Below are 21169 nucleotides of genomic sequence, written 5' to 3'. Positions count from 1 at the left end.
CGTCAGGCGATGCGGGTCTGCGCCGCCTCGAAGAGCTGGCGGAAATCGTCGAGCACGAAGTAGGTATTCTGCAGCTTGTCCATCTCGTAGGGCCGGTGCATCACCGTCGCGGCCTCGAACGGCAGGCGCTCGACGGCCGGGTTCCCGATCGCATGTTGGACCTCGGCCGCGGAGGAGAGGATGCCGGCGCCGTAGGCCTTGAGACCCTTTTCCGTCCGGATCAGGCCGAACTCCACCGTGTACCAGTAGAGGCGGGCCAGCCGGGCGACCTTGTCGCCGGCCTCCACGCCGCGCTGGCCGTAGAGCTGCATGTAGTCGGCGAAGACGGGATTGCCGAGCAGCGGCACGTGGCCGAAGAAGTCATGGAAGAGATCGGGTTCGACCAGATAATCGAGCTCGGCCCGGCTGCGGATCCAGACCGTGACGGGGAAGCGCCGATGGGCAAGGTGGTCGTAGAACGCCGCGTCGGGGATCAGGCCGGGCACGCCGACGATGCGCCAGCCCGTCAGCGCCTCGAGCCGTGCGTTCACCGCGTCGAAGTCGGGGATGGTGTCGCCGATGCCGAGCGCCGCGAGCCCGTCGAGGAATTCGTCGCAGGCATGCTCCTTCGCCAGCGCCGTCTGGCGCTCGACCAGCAGCCGCCATACCGCCTGGTCCTCGGCCGAATAGCGGTCGAGGTCCTGGGCCACCGTCCAGTCGGTCGCCATGCCGGCATAGTCGCCGCGGAGGTTCTCGAGGGGCGCGATGTTCATGCCTTCAATATGGGGAGGGGACCCGTAGGGAATCCCGGCGAAGTTGCGCTTCTGGAGGATGTCAGCGGGTGATATTCTCCAACCGAACCCCATTCCTTGGAGAAAATGCCTAAGATGCTCCTGGATGATATCGACAGACGCATCGTCGCCGCCCTTCAGGCCGAGGGCCGGCTGCCGATGGTCGACCTGGCGGACCGGGTCGGCCTGTCGGCCACGCCCTGCCAGCGCCGGGTGAAGCGCCTGGAAGAGGAAGGCGTGATCGAGCGCTATGCCGCCCTGGTCTCGCCGCCGGCGATGGGGCTCGGCCTGCAGGCGCTGGTCCAGGTGACGCTGGACGATCATTCCGAGAAGGTCGTCGCGGCCTTCGAGGCCGAGGTCAGGGCCCGGCCGGAGGTGGTGGCCTGCTATGCCGTGACCGGCGACATGGATTTCCTGCTGCATATCCTCGCCCCCGACCTCGCGAGCTTCAGCGACTTCGCCCTCAAGGCATTGCTGCGCATGCCGGGAGTCCGGGGCACGCGCTCGTCGTTCATCATGCAGGCGGTGAAGAACGACCTCGCCTGGGCGCCGGCGGCCCGGCTGCCGGCTCCTCAGCCGTCGCCCAGCAGGCGCAGGTAGAGCGGCCGGTCGATATTGCCGCCGCTCAGCACGAGGCCGACCCGCTTGCCCGCCATGCGCTCGCGCTCCTGCATCAGGGCGGCGAGCGCGGCCGCGCCGGCGCCTTCGGCGAGCTGGTGCGTGTCCTCGTAGTAGAAGCGCATGGCGGCGGCGATCTCGGTGTCGCTCACCTGCACCATGCGGTCGGCGCCCTTCAGGATGACCTCGAGCGCCTCGGCATCCGGGCCGCGAACCGCCATGCCGTCGGCCATCGTGTCGGCACTGTTGGTCGGCACGACCTTGCCGGCGGCGAAGGAGAGGGCATAGGCGGGCGCCTCGGTGGAGACCACGCCGACCACCCGGGTCGAGGGGCTGAGGGCGTCGCGCATGGCAATCACGCCGCAGATGCCAGACCCAAGCCCGATCGGGACGTAAATCGTGTCGAGGGGCGGCGCGGACCGGAAGAATTCGAGCGCGTAGGTCGCCACGCCGCACACCAGGTCGCGATGGAAGGAGGGCACCATCAAGAGGCCGCGCTCCTCGGCCAGCGCCCGGGCGACGTCGCGGGCGGCATCGAAGTCGTGGCCGGCCTCGACGAGCTCGGCCCCGAAGGCGCGCATGGCCGCGTTCTTCTCGACCGAATTCCCCAGCGGGACGACGATGATGGCGGGGACGCCCGCCCGCCCGGCGGCCAGCGCGATGCTCTGCCCGTGGTTGCCGCGGGTGGCGCTGACGACCCCCGGGAGACCCGGACGGTCGCGCTTCAGGCGGTCGAGATAGACCAGCCCGCCGCGGACCTTGAAGGCGCCGATGGGCGTGTGGTTCTCGTGCTTGACCCAGACCTCACACCCCGTGCGGCGGGCAAGCAGCGGCCAAGGATACTGCGCGGTCGGCGGCATGGCGGCATAGACGGCCGGCGCGGCCGCTTCGACTTCCTGCAGGGACAACATCGCGTCACTTTGGGCTAAGATGCGGGCCGTTCCAACCGGAGTACCGAATGCCTGTCCTGCCGCGCGCCCTCGAGATCCAGGGAGAGATCGCCGCCATCCGCCGAGACATCCATGCCCATCCCGAGCTCGCCTACGAGGAGACGCGGACCTCCGACATCGTCGCCTCGAGGCTCGCCGAATGGGGCTACGAGGTCACGCGGGGCCTGGGCAAGACCGGCGTGGTCGGAACTCTGCGCAAGGGCAATTCGTTGAAATCCATCGGCCTGCGCGCCGACATGGATTGCCTGCCGATGGACGAGCACAACGAATTCGAGCACCGCTCGCAGAATGCCGGCCGCATGCACGCCTGCGGCCATGACGGCCACACGGCGATGCTCCTGGGCGCGGCCAAGGTGCTGAGCGAGAAGTGCGACTTCGAGGGCGCCGTCCACCTGATCTTCCAGCCGGCCGAGGAGGGCGGCGGCGGCGCCCGCGAGATGATCCGCGACGGGCTGTTCGAGAAATTCCCGTGCGACGCCGTGTTCGCCATCCACAACAAGCCCGGCGTGCCGCTCGGCCATATCGTCAGCCGGCCCGGCCCGTTGCTCGCGGCGGCCGATCGCTGGGACATCCGCATCACCGGCAAGGGCGGCCACGCCGCGCATCCCCATCTCGCCGTCGATCCGATGGTCGTCGGCGCCAACATCGTGCTGGCGCTGCAGAGCATCGTCAGCCGCAACATCGACCCGCACGACGCGGCGGTGGTGACCGTCGGCTTCTTCAAGGCGGGATCGGCCTACAACGTCATTCCGGCCGACGTGCATATCGGCGGCACGACGCGGACCACGACCCCGGCCAACCGCGCGCTGGTCGAGCGTCGCATCGACGAGATCTGCCGCGGCGCCGAGCAGATGCACGGCGTCAAGATCGAGGTCGAGCATCGGCCGGGCTATCCGCCGACCGTCAACGACGCCGAGCGCACGCGCTTCGCGCTGGGCGTGGCGGCGGGCGTCTGCGGCGACCATGCGGTGCGCGACGACGCCCGCCCGAGCATGGGCGCCGAGGACTTCTCCTACATGCTGGAGCAGGTGCCCGGCGCCATGGTCATGCTGGGCAACGGCGGCGGGCCGGAAGCGGTGAGCCTCCACAACCCGCGCTACGACTTCAACGATCTCGCCATCCCGTTCGGCATCAGCTTCTTCGTCCGCACCGTCGAGTCGTTCCTCGGCGAACAGGCGGCGCGGTAGCGACCGCCGGGAGCCCGCTGCGGCCGTCCGATGGAATTCCTCCGAGTCTATGGCCGGGTCATCGGATTGCTGCGGGCCGAGCGCTGGATGGCGATCGGCCTGGCGCTCGCCAACATCGCGGTGGCGGGCCTGCAGTTCTACGAGCCGGTCCTGTTCGGCAAGGTCGTCGACCTGCTGGCGAACGCCAGGGACAAGACCAACGTCGAGCTCTGGGACCAGGCCAAGCAGCTGCTGATCCTGTGGACGGTTGTCGGCCTCGGCGGAATCCTGGCCAACATCGTGGTTTCGCTGCAGGCCGACCGGATGGCGCACCGCCGCCGCCTGGGCGCCATGGCCACCTTCTTCGAGCACGTGCTGGTGCTGCCCTTCGCCTTCCACCACGCCCAGCACTCGGGACGACTGCTGAAGGTGATGCTGACCGGCGTCGACCACCTGTTCGGCATCTGGCTGTCCTTCTTCCGCGAGAACCTCGCGACCTTCGTCGCCCTGTTCGTCATGCTGCCGCTCAGCATGTTCATGAACTGGCGGCTCGGCCTGCTGCTGATCGTCCTGATCATCTTCTTTGCCGTCACCAATGCCTGGGTGGTCGGCCGGACCGACCGCCTGCAGCAGGCGGTCGAGGACCGCCACAGCGAGCTGGCCAGCCGGGCCGGAGACGCGCTGGGCAACATCCATCTCATCCAGAGCTTCGTGCGCCTCGCCGTCGAGACGGGGGAGATGCACCGCATCATCCGCGAGACACTGGCGGCCCAGTACCCGGTGCTGAACTGGTGGGCCTTCCTCACGGTCCTGACGCGGGCGGCGTCCACCGTCACCGTCATCCTGATCTTCGTCCTGGGCACCTGGCTCTATACCCGCGGCGAGGCCAGCGTCGGCGAGATCGTGAGCTTCATGGGCTTCGCCACCCTGCTGATAAGCCGCATGGACCAGGCCTCCGGTTTCGTCAGCCGCGTCTTCTTCCAGATGCCGGCACTGGCGGACTTCTTCCGCGTCCTCGATTCACAGTCGACCGTGCCCGACAATCCCGCGGGCCGCGACATCGGCCGGGCGCGCGGCGACGTCTCCTTCGAGGACGTCAACTTCTCCTACGACGGCAAGCGGCCGGCGCTCGTCCACTTCTCGCTGAACGTTCCGGCGGGGACGACCGTCGCCTTCGTCGGCCCGACCGGTGCCGGCAAGAGCACGGCGCTGTCGCTGCTGCACCGCATGTGGGATCCGCAGTCGGGCGTGATCCGCGTCGACGGCGTCGACCATCGCGACATCCGGCTCGAATCGCTCCGCCGCAACATCGGCGTCGTCTTCCAGGACAGCACGATGTTCTTCCGCTCGATCGCCGACAACCTCCGCATCGGCAAGCCGGAGGCGACGCAGGCTGAGCTCGAGGAGGCGGCCCGGCTGGCGGAGGCGCACGAGTTCATCATGCGGCAGCCCGGCGGCTACGACACCATGGTGGGCGAGCGCGGCATGACGCTGTCCGGCGGCGAGCGCCAGCGGCTGGCGATCGCGCGGGCGCTGCTCAAGGACCCGCCGATCCTGATCCTGGACGAAGCGACCAGCGCTCTCGATTCGGTGACCGAGGCGCGAATCCAGAAGGCGCTAAAGATCCTGATGCAGGGGCGCACGACCTTCGTGATCGCCCACCGGCTGTCGACCATCCGTGACGCCGACCTGGTGGTCGTGTTCGAGCACGGCCGCATCGCCGAGCAGGGCAGCTACCAGGAGCTGATGGCGCGCGGCGGCGCGTTCGCGCGGCTGGTTGCCACCCAGCAGGCGGGCATCGAGGACGCCCGGCCGGCCTTCGCCGCCGTCCAGGCGACGGCGGAAGGCTGACGCGAACCGTGGCATAGAATCTGCCTGATCCCCCCTTGGCGGCGCCGATGCGTCCGCCTAAGAGTCGCGGCACGGGGAACCTCTCGAAGGGACAGGGCAATCATGAGCAAATTCGCCAAATGGCTGGGCGGGGCGGCGGCCGTCGCCCTGGCGCTGGGGAGCCTGCCGGCCGCCGCGCAGACGCCGATCAAGTTCACCCTCGACTGGGTCTTCCAGGGCCCGACCTCGCCTTTCCTCGTGGCGCTCGAGAAGGGCTACTACAAGGCCGAGGGTCTCGACGTCACCATGGATCCCGGCCAGGGCTCGGCCGGCGCGGTCCAGCGCGTCGCCACCGGCGCCTACCAGATCGGCTTCGCCGACGTGAACGCCACCATCGAGTACAACGCCAAGAACCCCGGCAAGGAGGTCATGTGCGTCTTCATGGCCTACGATTTCGCGCCCTTCGGCGTCTATGCGCTGAAGAAGAGCGGCATCAAGGGGCCCAAGGACCTCGAGGGCAAGAAGCTCGGCGCCCCGGTCTTCGACGCCTCCTTCCGCCTGTTCCCGGCCTTCGCCAAGATCAACGGCATCACCAAGTGGGAGCACGTCAACCTGACGCCGCAGCTGCGTGAGCAGAGCCTGGTGCAGGGGACGGTCGATTTCATCTCCGGCCACTACTTCTCGTCGATGCTCGACCTCAAGGCGCGCGGCGTGAAGTTCGACGACATCGTCGCCATGCGCTACGTCGACTACGGCATGGACGTCTACGGCAACGGCATCGTGATCTCGCCCGACATGGCCAAGGACGAGAAGGCGGTGAAGGGCTTCATCCGTGCGACGCTGAAGGGCTGGAAGGACGTCATCGCCGACAACAAGGTCGGCATCGCCGCGGCCAAGAAGCGCGATCCGCTGATCGATGAGGCGCTCGAGCTCGAGCGCCTGCAACTTTCGCTGCAGACCAACGTGCTGACGCCCTACGTCAAGGCCAACGGCATGGGTGACGTCCAGCCGGAGCGCTTCGCCAAGTCGGTCAAGCTCGTGTCGGAGGCCTTCGGCCTGCAGACGCCGCCGGCGCCGGACAAGGTCTTCACCGACAAGTACCTGCCGCCCAAGGCCGACCGCATGGTCACGAAGTAGGTCGTGACATCTGTCGCTCCCTTCATGTTCCTCTCCCCCTCCGGGGGAGAGGTCAGGTGAGGGGGCTTCGAGGATCGTGCGCAACCCCCTCACCCTTCCTCTCCCCCTCGCGGGGGAGAGGAGCATGACGTCGAACTAGATGGCCTTCGTCGACCTCCAGGGCGTCAGCCTCACCTATCGTCTGGGCAAGGAAACGACGCTCGCGCTGGCCGATGCCACGTTCGGCATCGACAAGGGCGAGTTCATCGCCGTCGTCGGGCCGTCGGGCTGCGGCAAGTCGACCATCATGAAGCTGGTCACCGGCCTGCTGCCGCCCTCCTCGGGCGAGGTGCGGGTCGCCGGCCAGAAGGTGACCGGCCCGATCAAGGGTGTCGGCATGGCCTTCCAGAACCCCGACGCTGATGCCGTGGCGCACCACCATGGACAACATCCTGCTGCCCATGGAGGTGGTCGAGCCGCACAAGCGGCGCTTCCGCCGCCACCGCGCCCAGTACGAGCAGCGGGCGATGGCGCTCCTGGAGACGGTCGGCCTGACCGACTTCGCGCGGCGCTTCCCGTGGCAGCTCTCGTGCGGCATGCAGCAGCGCTCCAACCTCTGCCGCGCGCTGATCCACGAGCCCGAGCTCCTGATGCTGGACGAGCCGTTCGGCGCGCTCGACGCCTTCACCCGCGAGGAGCTGTGGGGCGTCATGCAGGCGTTGTGGATGGAGAAGCGGTTCACCGGCGTGCTGGTGACGCACGACCTGCGCGAGGCGGTTTTCCTCGCCGACACGGTCTACGTCATGAGCCGGCGGCCGGGCCGCATCGTGCTCACGCGCCGGATCGACATCCCGCGGCCGCGCACGCTGGCCACGACCTTCGAGCCGCATTTCGTCGACATCGTCCACGAGCTGCGCGACCGCATCCACCAGGAGCACGCGCCGTGGACGGGCCTGCAGCGCGAGATACTGAAGCACGCGATGCCCTGGCTGTTCCTGGCCGGGTTGCTGATCGTCTGGGAGCTGGCCTGCATCGTCTTCGACATCCCGGAGATCATCCTGCCGCGGCCGACCCGCGTCTTCGCCGTGTTCGTCGCCCGCTTCGACATCCTGATGGCCTACTGCTTCGACACGCTGTGGACGACGGTGGTGGGGCTTCCTGCTGGCCGATCGCCGGCGGGCTTCCTGCTCGGCCTGGCGATCGGCGCCTCGCCCTTCATCTACTCCGGCCTCTATCCCCTGCTGATCGCCTTCAACGCCATCCCCAAGGTGGCGCTGGTGCCGATCCTGATGATCTGGGTCGGCGTTGGCTCGCTGCCCGCGGTCATCACCGCCTTCGTCATCAGCTTCTTCCCGATCGTGGTCAACGTCGCGACCGGGCTCGCCACCATCGAGCCCGAGATGCGCGACGTGCTGCGCAGCCTCGGCGCCTCGCGGACCGAGATCCTGACCAAGGTCGGCATCCCGCGCGCCATGCCCTACCTGTTCGCCAGCCTGAAGGTCGCGATCACGCTCGCCTTCATCGGCTCGGTGATCGCCGAGACGGTGGGCGGCAACAACGGCATCGGCTTCCTGATGCTGTCGGCCAGCGCCCGCAACGATGCGCCCACGACCTTCGCCGGCCTGTTTGCGATCGCCATCATGGGCGTGCTGATGTACGCGGTCTGTGCCATGGTCGAGAAGCGCATGACCCGCTGGGCCTTCCGCGGCGAGATCGTCAGCTAGTCTAGGTTATCACGCTCCCGGCTGGCGCGGTCCGCGCAGGTCCGCCAGCAGCGGCATCGCCTCGGCGGCGAAGCGCTCGATCTGGCGGTCGCGCTCCTCGTAGGGCCCGACGAAGTCGAGGACGATGTGGCGGGCGCCCGCCGCGTGGAAGCGCTGGACGGTCTCGGCCACCTGCTGCGGCGTGCCGAGCGCGCAGTAGCGCTGGGCGGCCTTGCGGAAGTCCATCGCGTAGCGCTGGCTGAGCGACACGGTCGCGGCGTCGAGCGCCTTCTCGTAGCTGTCGTCGATCCGCGTGAACAGGAGGTGCGACGTGCCGAAGCCGCGCTCGAAAACCCGGCCGGCCTCGGCGGCGGCCGTCGCGATCTTCGCCAGCCCGTCGCGGAACATCTCGGGGGTGACGACATAGGACATCCAGCCGTCGAGCCGGCGGGCGACCCGCCGCAGGGCGGCGTCGGTACGGCCGCCGGCCCAGATCGGCGGTCCGCCGGGCCGCCGCGTCGGCGGCAGCATCCGGACCCCCTCGAAGGTGAAGAACCGGCCGGCATGCGAGACCGGCTCGCCCGTCCAGAGTGCGCGCAGGACAGCGACGCTTTCGCTCAGGCGCGCGCCGCGCTCGCCGATCGGCACGCCGCAGGCCTCGTACTCCTTGGGGAACTCGCCGCCGACGCCGACACCGAAGATGAACCGGCCTTCGGTCAGGTGGTCGAGGGTGGCGACCTGCTTGGCGACCGGGGTCGGATGGCGCAGCGGCAGCAGGTAGACGCCGGTGCCGAAGGTGAGGCGCCGGCTGACGACGGCGGCCTGCGCCAGCTGCAGCAGCGGGTCGAAGATGGCGATCGTGAAGGCCACGTGATCGCCGACCCACATCGAATCGTAGAAGCAGCGGTCGACCAGGCCGACCAGCTCCGCCATCTCGTCGATGGTCGGCAGCCAGGGCGCCGTGGCCGGCTCCGTGCGGCGGTGGATGGTCTGCACGCCGAGCTGCAGACGGTCGTCGAGCGGCAGGTCCATCGTGGCGGTCACTCCGTTCGCTTGCGACGTCGGGGGGCCGCGTCGCGCCAGCGGGGAAAGGTCCCGGTATCGAGCCCGAACAGGTCCAGCGCCCGCGCGACGGAATGCGTGACGATGTCGTCGACCGTGCGGGGCCGGGCATAGAAGGCCGGCAGCGGCGGCGCCACGATGGCGCCCATCTCGGTGACGGCCAGCATGCTGCGGAGATGGCCGGCATGGAGCGGCGTTTCGCGGAACATCAGGACGAGCCGGCGGCGCTCCTTCAGGCAGACGTCGGCGGCGCGCGAGATGAGGGTCGAGGTCACGCCGGTGGCGATCTCGCCCAGCGTGCGAACGGAGCAGGGGGCGACGATCATGCCCATGGTCTGGAACGATCCGCTGGCGATCGCCGCGCCGATGTCCCCCGGCGCATGGACCTTGTCGGCGAGTGCCCGCAGCGCCTCGGCGGAGAGATCGGTCTCGAGGGCGCGCGTCTGGTCGCCGGCCTTGGAGACGACCAGGTGGGTCTCCACGCCGAGCGCTCGCAGGGCCTGCAGCACGCAGATCCCGTAGGCCGTGCCCGAGGCGCCGGTGATGCCGACGATCATGCGCCGGACGGGCGGATGCTCAGCCAAGGACTCGTTCCTTCCCGGTCGAATTGCCAGCCAAACTAAAGCGCCATGACCTCAGATCAATCCCCATCTTGCTGGGGGCGTGCCACTCCGCGGCGCGTCTTCTTGTCGACAATCCTCGAGTGCGGCAGAGAGGTTTTGAAGCCATCGGGGCGCCGCGGAGAGTATGTGAGGTATCGGAGCGGCGTGCCGCCCGGGCAGCGAAAGAACGCATCTTCCTCATGCTCCTCTCCCCCTGGCGGGCAGGGCTATCGCATATGACTGCAAGACCCCGTCATCCCGACCGAAGCCGAGCGTAGCGCCTGCCCTGAGCGTAGCCGAAGGGAGGCGGAGCGGAGGGACCTGTTCTTGCGGAAGCAACTCGAAAAAAGGGTCCCTCGACTTCGCCGCCCTTCGGGCGGCTCCACTCGGGATGACGGAGAAATTGATCAAATGCGATAGCCCTGCCCGTCAGGGAGAGAGGAACCCGATTGTCGCTGCTCGGGCGTGCTCCGATAGCTTCACAAGCTCGGAGTGGCGCGCCCCCAGCAATGAGACGACCAATTCGTCCCGCTTCAGCGATGGGCCCCGTGCCGCTCAATGCCGCTACGCCGCCTGGCCCTCGAAGAAGGACTCGGGATCCTCGACCTCGACCAGCCGGCCCTTGCGGATCTCGAGGAAACGCGTCGCGACCGTGCGCGTGAAGTAGCGGTCGTGGCTGACGAACAGGCACGACACCTCGCCCTGCTCGAGCTGCGCCTCGAGATCCTCCTGGCCCTCGATGTCGAGATGGTTGGTCGGCTCGTCGAGCAGGTAGAAGTTGGGACGCAGCAGCTTCATCTTGAGGAACACCAGGCGCGCCCGCTCGCCGTGGCTCAGGATCGAGATCGGCTCGGGCGTCTTGGCGAAGGGAAAGCCCGCGCCGGCGAGCTGGCGGATGGCGTCCTTCTCGGTGATGCCCGGCGCCTCCAGCACGTAGTCCAGCAGCGACGTGTCGAGCGGCAGGTCGCGCATGGTCTGGTCGAAGTAGACCAGGCGGCAGCCCGGGTTGAAGCGCACCGGCGACAGGCTGTCGTAGTGCTCGAGCTCGGGATCGAAGGCGCGCGCCAGCGCCGACAGCAGCGTCGACTTGCCGGCGCCGTTGACGCCGAGCAGGGCAATCCGGTCGCCGGCCGCGACCGCCAGCCGGTCGATGGCGATCAGCTTCCGGTCGCTTCCCGGGGCCGTCACCGTGAGGCCGGCCAGGCGCAGCGCCACCCGCGCATCGATGTCGCCGTCCCCGAGCTCCAGCCGTCGCTCGCGCGCCACATAGGTCTGGGTGCGATCCTTCTCGATGCGGGCGATGCGGGTCTCGACGGCGTTCTTGCGCTTGTTGAGGTCGGGATTCTTGACCGCCCAGACCTTGTAGCGCGCGGCGGCCTGCTCGAGGCGCTTGATCTCGCGCTCCTCCAGCCGGGCCCGCGCGGCGGCGGTCGCGTCGCGCTGCAGCAGCTCCTCGCGGGCGAGGCTGAAGCTGGTCTTGAAGGCGTGCATGCCGTCGCTGCGCAGGAACAGCGTGCGCTCGGTGACCCGGTTCAGGAAGGCGCGGTCGTGGCTCACGATCAGCATCGGCACGGGGAAGTCGACCGTGAGCCAGCGCTCCAGCGTGGCGATGTTGGCGAGGTCGAGATGGTTGGTCGGCTCGTCGAGGATCAGGATGTCGGGCTCTTCCAGCCGCGCCGCGGCCGCGATCAGCAGCAGCCGCTGCCAGCCGCCGGACAGGTCGCCGAAGGCGCGGTCGAGGATGGCCGCCTCGACGCCGATCTCGTCCAGGAGCACGTCGATGCGCCACCAGTCGTCATCGAGGCCGACGCGGGCCAGCGAGTGCTGCAGGACGTCGCGCACGGTCCGGTCCGCGAGGCCCGGCGGCACGTCCTGCGGCACGCTGCCCAGCCGGAGGCCGCGCGAGCGTACGACCTTGCCGCCATTGAGTTCGAGCTCGCCGGTCAGGCACTTCAGCAGGGTCGACTTGCCGGTGCCGTTCTCGCCGACCAGGGCGGTGCGCGCCCCGTCGAGCAGGAAGGTGATGCCGCGGAAGACCGGCTTCGACCCGTAGAAGAAGGCGGCCCGCTCCATCCCGAGCACGGCCTGACGCGGCGCCATGGCAACCCCCGATTCAGGGGACCAGTACGCCATCCCGCGCGACGACGCGACCGGCTTTCACGACCAGCTTCCGGGTTGGCCGGGCGGCGACGGCCTCGGCCACGGTCTCGGCCTCGACGACGACGAAGTCGGCCGGCCCGCCAGGGACGATCCCATAGGGCGCGACGCCGAGCACCGACGCGGCCGCATTCGTCACCATGTCCAGGGCGAAGGCGAGCTCCGCGTCGTGGCGGAAGCTGGCGCGGTAGCCGATCATCATGGCGCGTTCCAGCATGTCGCCGTTGCCGAACGGCGACCAGGCGTCGCGGATATTGTCGGAGCCGCCGAAGACTCGCACGCCATGCTCGTGCAGCAGCGTGAGCGGCGGGATCGTGGCGCCGCCCGGGCCGTGGCTCATGATGGCGATTCCGGCCTCGGCAAGGAGATCGGCCGTCCGCGCCGCCCGATCGAGGGGGACGGATCCCAGGGCGAAGGCATGGCTGATCGCGACCTTGCCGGCGAGGCCGGCGGCGCGCGTGCGCTCGGCGATGGCGACCATCTGGGCGATGCCGCCTTCGCCGCCGTCGTGCAGGTGAAGGTCGATGCCGACTCCACGACGGGTGGCGATGGCGAACAGCGCGTCGAGATGGCCGTCGAGGTCGCCATCGATGCCGACCGGGTCGAGGCCGCCCAGCAGGTCGGCGCCCTCGGCGATGGCCGCGTCCAGCAGCTCGGCGGTGCCCGGCGAGCGCAGGATGCCGCTTTGCGGGAAGGCCACGATCTGGATCGTGACGAGGCCGGCGAACCGCTCGCGGACCTTCAGTATCTCGTGCAGGTTGCGCAGCCCCAGCTGGCTGTCGATGTCGACGTGGCTCCGCATGTGCAGCGTGCCGCGGGCCACGACCTGCCGCACCAGGTTGGCGCCGGTTTCCGATTCCGGCACCGTGCGCGCCGCCCGCACGCGGCGCTCGGCCTCGATGCGGTCGGCGACCCGGTTGCCGACCGACTGGTTGGGCACCCACGGCAGGCCGAGCAGCGTCTTGTCGAGATGGATGTGGCCGTCGACCAGCGGCGGCAGGAGGAGGGCGCCGCCGAGGTCGATGTCGTCGCCGGCGGCCGGCCGGCCCGAGGCGGCGGGGAGGGCGGTGATCCGCCCGTCCGCGACCTCGACGTCGTGCCGGCTGCCGTCGGCCAGCGTGGCGTTGGCGAAGCGCACGCCTACTTGTCGGCGACCGCGCCCGCTTCCTTGCGGGTCTGGGCGACGGCGGCGCGGGCGGCCATGGCCATCAGGCCGGAATCGTTGGCGATGGTGACGAACTGGAAGCCCTTGCCGATCATCTTGGCGGCGTAGCTCGCCGTGGCGTTGTGGATGCCGGCGAACTGGCCGCGCTTCTTCACTGCCGCCGCCAGCTTGTCGTAGATCGCCAGGACCTGCGGCTCGTCGCGGTCGAGCTTGGGCACCAGGCCGAGCGACAGGCCGAGGTCGGACGGGCCGACATAGATGCCGCTGATGCCGGGCACGTCGAGGATGGCGTCGATATTGTCGATCGCCTCCTGGGTCTCGATCATCGGGATGACCAGAACTTCGTCATTGGCCGTCGCCTGGTAGGGCGTGGCCGAGCCGTAGGCGCCGGCACGGATCGGTCCGTTGCTGCGCTTGCCCTTGGGCGGATAGAGCGCGTAGGACACCAGCGCCTTGGCCTCGGCGACGTTGTTCACCATCGGGCAGATGATGCCCCAGGCGCCGCCGTCGAGGACCTTGCCGACAATGCCGGGCTCGTTCCACGGCACGCGCACCAGCGGCGTCACCGGATACTTGTCCATCGCCTGGAAGCAGGCGACCATCGAATGGTAGTCCTGCACGCCGTGCTGCATGTCGACCGTCACGCTGTCCCAGCCGCATTGCGCCATGGTCTCCGCCGAGAAGCCGCTGGGGATGGCGAGCCACGCGTTGACGACGGCCTTGCCTTCCTTGAGGCGCTTTTTCAGTGGGTTTCCTGCGTTCATGACGGCGTTTCCTTTGTTGATGATAAGCCAGGGCGCCGGATCATAGGGAGTGCGCTACGGAGAGGCCATGCCTTGTCGCGCGGGGCAGGGAGGCGCTTGGGCGGCAAGGCGTCGGGAGCGGGGCTGGCATGCCCGTCCGGTTGCCGCTAGAGGCATCGCATGACGCTCCTGTCGCTTCGCGCTGGCTCTCTCGGGGTCGACCTCGCGCCCCGGGCCGGCGGCTCGATCGTGCGGTTCCACCTCGATGGCCGCGACATCCTGCGGCCGATGCCGGCAGCGGCCCTCCAGCGCGAGGCCGGCCGGGAATCGCCCTGCTTTCCGCTGGTGCCCTTCTCCAACCGGATCGCCAACGGAGATCTCCGGGTTGACGGAAAGGCCTATCATCTGCCCTGCAACTGGCCAGGCGTCCGTCATCCGATGCACGGCGACGGCTGGGCATGCGCCTGGCAGGTCGCGCGCGCGGATGAGACCTCGGCCGAGCTGGTGCTCGATCATGACGGCAGCGCGGGCTGGCCGTTCCGCTACCGGGCACACCAGTCCGTGCGGCTCGACCCGACGGCGCTCAGCCTGCGGCTCGCCATCGACAATCTGGAGGATCGGCCGGTGCCGGCGGGCCTGGGTCTCCACCCGTTCTTCCGGCGCGATGAAGATACGACGCTTGCCTTCCGCGCGGAGGCCGTTTGGCTGGCCGATGCCGAGGTGCTGCCGACGGAGCAGGTCGCGGTTCCTCCCGCGTGGAACTTTGCCGAGTCGCGGGCCGTCGAGCTCGGCATCGACAACTGCTTCGCGGGCTGGGACGGCCATGCGGCCATCACCTGGCCGGGCCGGCGGCTGCGGCTGGCGATCGAGGCGTCGGCACCGTTCCGGCATGCCGTGGTCTACACCCCGGCCGATCGTTCATACTTCTGCGTCGAGCCGGCGAGCCATGCCAACGGCCAGGTCGCCGGCGCCCTGCTCGCGGCCGGCGCCACGCTGGCCGGTACCATCGTCTTCCGCCTTTCGTCGCTGTGAGGAAGCCATGAACGCCTTCGCCACCTATCCCAGCCTGAAAGACCGTGCGGTGCTGGTGTCCGGCGGCGGTTCGGGCATCGGCGCGTCGATCGTCGAGCACTTCGCCGGGCAGGGCGCGCGCGTCGCCTTCGTCGACATCGACGAGATTGCCTCGATGGCGCTCGTCGACAGGATGGCCGCAGCCGGCCTTCCGGCCCCGGCGTTCAAACGCTGCGACGTGCGCGACGTGGCCGCCTACCAGGCGACGATCGCCGAGCTCGCGGGCCGGCTGGGGCCCTTCACCGTGCTGGTCAACAATGCCGCGCGCGACGACCGCCACCTGATCGCCGACGTCACGCCCGACTTCTGGGACGAGCGGATCGCAGTCAACCTGCGTCATCAGTACTTCGCCATCCAGGCCGTGGTGCCCGGGATGAAGGCGGCAGGCGGCGGCTCGATCGTCAACTTCAGCTCGGTGAGCTACCACGCCATGGCGCCCCGCCTGTCGGTCTACGAGGCGGCGAAGGCGGCGGTGGTCGGCATGACGCGCGGCCTCGCCCGCGACCTCGGCGGCGACGGCATCCGCCTCAACATCGTGACCCCGGGCTGGATCATGACGCAGCGACAGATCGATCTCTGGCTGACGCCGGAGGGCGAGGCCGACCTGATGAAGGTCCAGTGCCTGAAGGAGAAGCTCTACCCGCCGGACATCGCCCGCATGGTCCTGTGGCTGGCCGCCGACGACAGCCGGCTGGTGACGGCGCAGAATTTCGTCGTCGACGGGGGGCGGATGTGAGCATCGGACGGCGGATCGTGCACGGTTTCGGCCATCTGGTGGCGGAGGTCCTGCCGCCGACGCTCTACTTCCTGATCGCGTTCAACCTGATCGTGTTCACGACCAACCTTCTGATCCACGACTACTGGTTCACCCTCTCGGGCTTCCTGCTGGCGACCACGACGGGCCTGATCGTGGGCAAGGCGGTGCTGGTCGCCAACAAGATCAGGGTGATCGACCGCTTCCGTGGCGCGCCGCTGATCCAGCCGATCCTCTACAAGACGATCTTCTATTCGCTGGTTGTGCTGATCGTGCGCCTGGTCGAGCGGCTCATCCGCATCGCGCTCGACGACCGCGGCTTCGCGCAGGCCTTCGAGGCGGCGCTGAATGATTTCACATGGCATCGCTTCGCGGCGATCCAGATCTGGATCTTCACCTGCTTCCTGATCTACGTGACGGCCACCGAGCTCGGCTACCTGATGGGCGAGGGACAGATGTTCCGTCTGTTCTTCCGACACCGTTCGAGCCAGCATCGCCTGACGCGCCGGCAGCATGTGCGCGCCCTGATGGAGCTGAGCCGTCTGGCCGAGACGACCCCGCGCGACCAGCTCCTCGACCCGGCGACCCCGCAGGGACATCGCCTCGTCGCCATCGTCGACGCGCTGCGCCAGCGACGCAACTGAAGGCTGCGGGCGCCGGCTGGTACAATCCGTGCATTGATTTTTCCCGATGTCATTGCACGGCGACCGGATGTGATTTCACGATCCTGATCGTCGACGGGAACATTCTCTTTGCCGGTAATGACACCTCTGCAACGTTCGGCACTCCTTTCCGGTCCGCCGGCTCGCCCTGGACCGCCACTCTCGAGAGGTCGTCATGTTCGTAGCCAATCGTCGATCCAGCCTCGGCGCCGCCGCGGCGCTTCTCGCCCTTGCGCTGGCTCCGGCCGTGCACGCGGAGCCCGCCAAGGGCGAACCCATCCTTCTCGGCGTCAGCGGTCCGCTGACCGGTCCCAACGCCCAGTACGGCGCCCAGTGGAAGCAGGGTTTCGACCTCGCGCTCGACGAGATCAACGGCTCGGGCGGCATCAAGGGACGGCCGCTCGCCTACGTCTTCGAGGACACGCAGAGCGATCCGCGCCAGTCCGTGGCGGTCGCCCAGAAGTTCGTCGCCAATCCCAAGATCGTTGCCGAGCTCGGTGACTTCTCCAGCCCGGCCTCGATGGCGGCGTCGCCGATCTACCAGAGGGCGAAGCTCGTCCAGTTCGGCTTCACGAACTCCCATCCCGATTTCACCAAGGGTGGCGACTACATGTGGAGCAATTCGGTCAGCCAGGCCGACGAGCAGCCGCTCAGTGCCGCCTATGCCGTCAAGCGGCTCGGCCTGAAGCGCATCGCCGTCCTGCACCTCAACACCGACTGGGGTCGCACCAGCAAGGACATCTTCGTCCAGGCGGCCAAGGACATGGGCGCCGAGATCGTCGCCACCGAGGGCTACCTGCCCGACGAGAAGGACTTCCGCTCCACCCTTGTGCGCGTGCGCGACGCCAAGCCCGACGGCATCATGCTGATCTCCTACTATTCGGACGCGGCGCTGATCGCCCGCCAGCTCAAGCAGGCCGGACTCAACCTGCCGACCGTGGCCGCGAGCTCGGTCTACTCGCCCAAGTTCATCGAGCTGGGCGGCGACGCCGTCGAGGGCATCTTCACCGCCTCCCGCTACTTCCCCGACGATCCGCGGCCGCAGGTGCGCAACTTCGTCAGCAAGTTCAAGGCGAAGTACAACAAGGAACCGGACGCCTTCAACGCTTATGCCTACGACACGATGATCCTGATGGCCCAGGTGATGCGCGAGTTCGGCGCCGACCGGAAGTCGATCCACGACGGGCTGGCCAAGGTGAAGGACGTGCCGAGCGTCATATTCGGCAAGTCGACCTTCGATCCGGCCACCCGCCGGGTGACCGGGGCGAAGAACGTCGAGCTGGTCGTCAAGGACGGCCGATTCACCTTGTGGGAAGGCGGGACGGCGGTCCGCTGACGCCACAGCGGAGGACATCGTGGGGTCCTGGTTCGACTACACGATCAACGGCGTCATCATCGGCAACATCTATGCGTTGCTGGCGGTCGGTCTCGCCCTGATCTTCGGCGTCAGCCGGCTCATCAACTTCGCCCACGGCTCCGTCTACGTCGTGGGCGCCTATGCCGGCTTCGTGGCGGTGACGCGCTTCGGAACGCCGCTGCCGCTCACCATCCTGATCGCGCTCGCGGTCGGGGCGCTGCTGGGTCTCGGCATCGAGCGGTTCGGGCTGCGGCCGCTGCAGGGCCAGCCCCACATCGCGCCGCTGCTCGCCACGATCGGCCTCAGCTTCGTGCTCGACCAGGTCGTGCTGCTGGTCTTCTCGCCGGACCCGCGGGCGCTGCCCAGCGAGCTGCTGGAACGGCGCTTCGCGATCGGTTCCGGCACGGTGGGCGCGCTCGACCTCCTGATCGCCTGCATCGGCATCGTGAGCGCCGGCCTGCTGTTCTGCTTCCTGCGCTTCACGCGGCTGGGCTGGGCGGTCCGGGCGACCGCTCAGGATCGCGATGCGGCCCAGCAGATGGGCGTCGACGTCGACGCCGTGCACCGCATCGTCTTCGCCATCGCCTCGGCGCTGGGCGGCATCAGCGGCCTGCTGGTCGGCATGTATTACAACTACATCGATCCCGCGATGAGCTTCCAGGCGACGCTGAAGGGCGTGGTCGCGCAGGTCGTCGGCGGCGTGGGCAACGTGCCGGGCGCGATCGCGGGCGGCGTGCTGCTGGGGCTGGTCGAGAGCTACGGAATCGCGCTGTTCGGCACCAGCTACCGCAACCTCTTCGCCTTCATCCTGCTCGTCGCCATGCTCGTGTGGCGGCCGAACGGCCTGTTCGCCGGCCGGCGCCAGATGCCGCCGGAACCGATGACCGGCACCTTCATCGCGCCCAGCAAGCCGTTCAACGTGCCGCTGACGGCGCTGCTGGGGCTGACGGTGGCGCTGGCCGCGCTGCCGCTGGTCGTGTCCAATCCCTATGTCCTGCAGACACTGATCAATTCCTGGCTGTACGGACTGCTCGGGCTCAGCCTGACCCTGATCGCCGGGACGGTCGGCCTGATCTCGCTCGGCCATGCGGCGCTGCTGGCGATCGGCGGCTATGCCTCGGCGCTGCTGTCGATCGACCTCGGCATGCCCGTAACCATGTCGATCCTGATGGCCGGCCTCATCACGGCCGCCCTCGGCACCATCCTCGTCTTCCCGTCGTTCCGGCTGCGCGGCCACTATCTCTCGATTGCCACCCTGGCGATCGGCGAGATCGTCAGCCTCGTCATCCTCAACTGGGAGGGGCTGACCCGCGGCCCGATCGGAATCTCGGGCATACCGTCACTGTCGCTGTTCGGCATGGAGCTCGACACCAACCGCTCGGTCTACTGGTTCACGTTCGGCGCCGTCGTGGTGCTGGCGGCGCTGCAGTTCCGGCTGCTGGGCTCGCATCTCGGCCGCGTGCTGCGGGCGGTCCGCGACGACGACGTGGCGGCGCGCTCCTACGGCATCCGGCTCGATCGCTACAAGTCGCTGGCCTTCATCGTCGGCGGCTTCGCTGCCGGCGTGAGCGGCGGCATCACGGCGCACATCTACTCCTACATCAACCACGAGACCTTCAACTCGCAGCTCTCGATCCTGGCGCTCACCATCGTGATCCTGGGCGGCATGGGCAACGTGATCGGCGCGATCGTCGGCTCGGTGCTGCTGGTCGGCCTGCCCGAGGTGTTCCGCGTCGCCGCCGAGTATCGCGTGCTGATCTACGGCCTCGTGCTGCTGCTGCTGGTCCGCTTCCGGCCGCAGGGTCTGATGGGGACGATATGACCGGCCCCGCCCTGACGCCGCTGCTCGAGGTCCGCGGGCTGACCCGGCGCTTCGGCGGCCTCACCGCCGTCAATGCCGTCGACCTCGACGTCGGCGAGGGCGAGTTCGTGAGCATCATCGGCCCCAACGGCGCGGGCAAGACGACGCTGTTCAATCTCGTGACGGGCCTCGACGAGGCCAATGCCGGCTCTGTCCGCCTCGCCGGCGGCGACATCACCGGCCTGCCGCCCGACCGGCTGGCCGGGCTGGGCGTGGCCCGGACCTTCCAGCACGGCCGCGTCTTCGCCAACCTGAGCGTGCTCGACAACGTGCTGGTCGGCGCCCATGTGCGCTTCCGCGCGGTGCGCCCATCCTGGTCCTGGCCGCTCTTCCTGCCCGAGCTGCTGGCCGAGCTGACGCTGGCTCTGGTCCGGCCGGGTTCGGTGAAGGAGGAGGAGCGGCGGGTTCGCGAGGAGGCGATGGCGATCCTGGCGCGGTTCGGCGACCGCTTGGTGCCGCGCAAGGACAATCCGGCCTACAGCCTGTCCTACGCCAACCGCCGCCGGGTCGAGATCGCGCGGGCGCTCGCGCTGCGGCCGCGCCTGCTGCTGCTCGACGAGCCGACGGCCGGCATGAACCAGACGGAGACGGCGGAGATGCAGGCGCTGATCGGCGAGCTCAAGCGGTCGGGCCAGACCATCCTGCTGATCGAGCACAAGCTCGACATGGTGATGCAGCTTTCCGATCGCGTGGTCGTCATGGACGAAGGGACGGTGATCGCCAACGGGTTGCCGTCGGAGGTGCGCAACGATCCCGCGGTCATCGAGGCCTATCTCGGCCATCGCCGCACCGCCCAGGGCGAGGAAGCCGCTGCCGCGGAGGCCGCGCAATGAGCGCGACCGCGGCGCCGGCCGTCGATCCGCTGCTGTCGGTCGAACAGGTCAACACCTTCTACGGGCCGGTCCAGGTCCATTTCGACCTGAGCTTCACGGTCGGCCGCGGCCAGATCGTCTGCCTGCTGGGCGGCAACGCCAGCGGCAAGTCGACGACCATGAAGATCCTGCTCGGGCTGGTGAAGCCGGCCTCGGGCACCGTACGCTTCAACGGCGAGCCGATCACCGGCCTGCGGACCCCGCTGATCGTGCGCCGCGGCGTCGGCTCGGTGCCGGAGGCACGCCGGCTGTTCGGCGACATGACGGTGCGCGAGAACCTGCTGATGGGTGCCTTCAGCCGCAAGGACCAGAAGGCGATCGCCGAGGATCTCGACCGCGTGCTGACCCAGTTCCCCAAGCTTGCCGAGCGGCTGACGCAGCGCGCGGGCACGCTGTCGGGCGGCGAGCAGCAGATGGTGGCGATGGCCCGGGCCCTGATGGGGCGGCCCAGGCTGATCTGCATGGACGAGCCCACCATGGGCCTGTCCCCGCTCTGGGTCGATCGCGTCCTCGACCTGATCGCGACCATCAACCGCGAGGGGACCACGGTCTTCATGGTCGAGCAGAATGCCAGCCTGGCGCTGGAGATCGCCCACCACGCCTACGTGCTGCAGACCGGACGGATCATCCTCGACGGACCGGCCTCCGAACTGCGCGCCGATCCCCGCATCCGCGACGCTTATCTCGGCGGCCAGGAAGCGGCCTGAGCG

General features: G+C 68.7%; 19 protein-coding genes and 1 pseudogene. 13 read left to right on the top strand and 7 right to left on the bottom strand.

Annotation, left to right across the window (positions count from 1 at the left end):
- Window positions 1–2: 2 nt before the first annotated feature.
- Window positions 3–752 (bottom strand): phenylalanine 4-monooxygenase, encoded by a 750-nt coding sequence (phhA, locus tag ACO073_RS25305; protein WP_422001395.1) that lies wholly within the window; start codon window positions 750–752, stop codon window positions 3–5.
- Between the two features lie 114 nt (window positions 753–866).
- On the opposite strand from phhA, the gene ACO073_RS25300 reads away from it, so the two are divergent.
- Window positions 867–1370: an Lrp/AsnC family transcriptional regulator gene (locus tag ACO073_RS25300; RefSeq protein ID WP_422001393.1), complete on the top strand. Its 504-nt coding sequence runs from the start codon at window positions 867–869 to the stop codon at window positions 1368–1370.
- On the opposite strand, the gene ACO073_RS25295 is transcribed toward ACO073_RS25300, so the two are convergent.
- Entirely contained in the window at window positions 1343–2299 is a 957-nt protein-coding gene (locus ACO073_RS25295) for a threonine dehydratase (protein WP_422001392.1), read from the bottom strand. The genes ACO073_RS25300 and ACO073_RS25295 overlap by 28 nt on opposite strands.
- A gap of 47 nt (window positions 2300–2346) precedes the next feature.
- Here ACO073_RS25295 and ACO073_RS25290 point away from each other — a divergent pair, with 47 nt between their 5' ends.
- The 5 genes and pseudogenes from ACO073_RS25290 (at window position 2347) to ACO073_RS25270 (ending at window position 8174) form a co-directional block, all read left to right on the top strand.
- A complete protein-coding gene (locus ACO073_RS25290; protein ID WP_422001390.1) occupies window positions 2347–3525 on the top strand; it encodes a M20 aminoacylase family protein in 1179 nt (392 codons plus the stop codon).
- 30 nt (window positions 3526–3555) lie between these two features.
- Window positions 3556–5355, top strand: a complete 1800-nt coding sequence (locus ACO073_RS25285; RefSeq protein ID WP_422001388.1) for a glucan ABC transporter ATP-binding protein/ permease — start codon at window positions 3556–3558, stop codon at window positions 5353–5355.
- A 102-nt stretch (window positions 5356–5457) separates the two neighbouring features.
- Complete coding sequence (locus ACO073_RS25280; protein ID WP_422001386.1) at window positions 5458–6471, top strand: ABC transporter substrate-binding protein; 1014 nt, start codon at window positions 5458–5460, stop codon at window positions 6469–6471.
- 139 nt (window positions 6472–6610) lie between these two features.
- Window positions 6611–7376: pseudogene (locus tag ACO073_RS25275) on the top strand (ABC transporter ATP-binding protein); the annotation flags it as partial.
- Between the two features lie 54 nt (window positions 7377–7430).
- Entirely contained in the window at window positions 7431–8174 is a 744-nt protein-coding gene (locus tag ACO073_RS25270) for an ABC transporter permease (RefSeq protein WP_422002211.1), read from the top strand.
- A 9-nt stretch (window positions 8175–8183) separates the two neighbouring features.
- Here ACO073_RS25270 and ACO073_RS25265 read toward each other — a convergent pair whose 3' ends face one another.
- The 5 genes from ACO073_RS25265 to ACO073_RS25245 form a co-directional block, all read right to left on the bottom strand.
- Window positions 8184–9197 (bottom strand): LLM class flavin-dependent oxidoreductase, encoded by a 1014-nt coding sequence (locus ACO073_RS25265; protein WP_422001384.1) that lies wholly within the window; start codon window positions 9195–9197, stop codon window positions 8184–8186.
- Complete coding sequence (locus tag ACO073_RS25260; RefSeq protein ID WP_422002210.1) at window positions 9194–9772, bottom strand: UbiX family flavin prenyltransferase; 579 nt, start codon at window positions 9770–9772, stop codon at window positions 9194–9196. Before ACO073_RS25260 ends, ACO073_RS25265 begins: the two co-directional genes overlap by 4 nt.
- Window positions 9773–10381: 609 nt before the next feature.
- Complete coding sequence (locus ACO073_RS25255; protein ID WP_422001382.1) at window positions 10382–11917, bottom strand: ABC-F family ATP-binding cassette domain-containing protein; 1536 nt, start codon at window positions 11915–11917, stop codon at window positions 10382–10384.
- 13 nt (window positions 11918–11930) lie between these two features.
- Entirely contained in the window at window positions 11931–13112 is a 1182-nt protein-coding gene (locus tag ACO073_RS25250) for an amidohydrolase family protein (RefSeq protein WP_422001380.1), read from the bottom strand.
- Window positions 13113–13114: 2 nt separating this feature from the next.
- Complete coding sequence (locus ACO073_RS25245) at window positions 13115–13903, bottom strand: HpcH/HpaI aldolase family protein (RefSeq protein WP_422001378.1); 789 nt, start codon at window positions 13901–13903, stop codon at window positions 13115–13117.
- Between the two features lie 159 nt (window positions 13904–14062).
- Here ACO073_RS25245 and ACO073_RS25240 point away from each other — a divergent pair, with 159 nt between their 5' ends.
- The 7 genes from ACO073_RS25240 to ACO073_RS25210 all read left to right on the top strand — a co-directional run bounded on the left by ACO073_RS25240 (window position 14063) and on the right by ACO073_RS25210 (window position 21166).
- Window positions 14063–14914, top strand: coding sequence for an aldose 1-epimerase (locus ACO073_RS25240; RefSeq protein ID WP_422001376.1), 852 nt, complete (start codon window positions 14063–14065; stop codon window positions 14912–14914).
- Window positions 14915–14921: 7 nt separating this feature from the next.
- Entirely contained in the window at window positions 14922–15689 is a 768-nt protein-coding gene (locus ACO073_RS25235) for an SDR family NAD(P)-dependent oxidoreductase (protein ID WP_422001374.1), read from the top strand.
- Window positions 15686–16351, top strand: a complete 666-nt coding sequence (locus ACO073_RS25230; RefSeq protein ID WP_422001372.1) for a hypothetical protein — start codon at window positions 15686–15688, stop codon at window positions 16349–16351. Before ACO073_RS25235 ends, ACO073_RS25230 begins: the two co-directional genes overlap by 4 nt.
- Window positions 16352–16544: 193 nt before the next feature.
- A complete protein-coding gene (locus tag ACO073_RS25225; protein WP_422001370.1) occupies window positions 16545–17705 on the top strand; it encodes an ABC transporter substrate-binding protein in 1161 nt (386 codons plus the stop codon).
- A 19-nt stretch (window positions 17706–17724) separates the two neighbouring features.
- Window positions 17725–19548: an ABC transporter permease gene (locus ACO073_RS25220; protein WP_422001369.1), complete on the top strand. Its 1824-nt coding sequence runs from the start codon at window positions 17725–17727 to the stop codon at window positions 19546–19548.
- Window positions 19545–20420, top strand: a complete 876-nt coding sequence (locus ACO073_RS25215) for an ABC transporter ATP-binding protein (protein ID WP_422001367.1) — start codon at window positions 19545–19547, stop codon at window positions 20418–20420. The genes ACO073_RS25220 and ACO073_RS25215 overlap by 4 nt, the downstream gene beginning before the upstream one ends.
- Entirely contained in the window at window positions 20417–21166 is a 750-nt protein-coding gene (locus tag ACO073_RS25210) for an ABC transporter ATP-binding protein (RefSeq protein WP_422001365.1), read from the top strand. Before ACO073_RS25215 ends, ACO073_RS25210 begins: the two co-directional genes overlap by 4 nt.
- Window positions 21167–21169: the final 3 nt, after the last annotated feature.

It is taken from the genome of Reyranella sp. (genome assembly GCF_965229815.1).
GTDB lineage: Bacteria > Pseudomonadota > Alphaproteobacteria > Reyranellales > Reyranellaceae > Reyranella.
The sequence above is the reverse complement of the archived record's forward strand: the minus strand, read 5'-3'. Positions and strand labels throughout refer to the sequence as shown.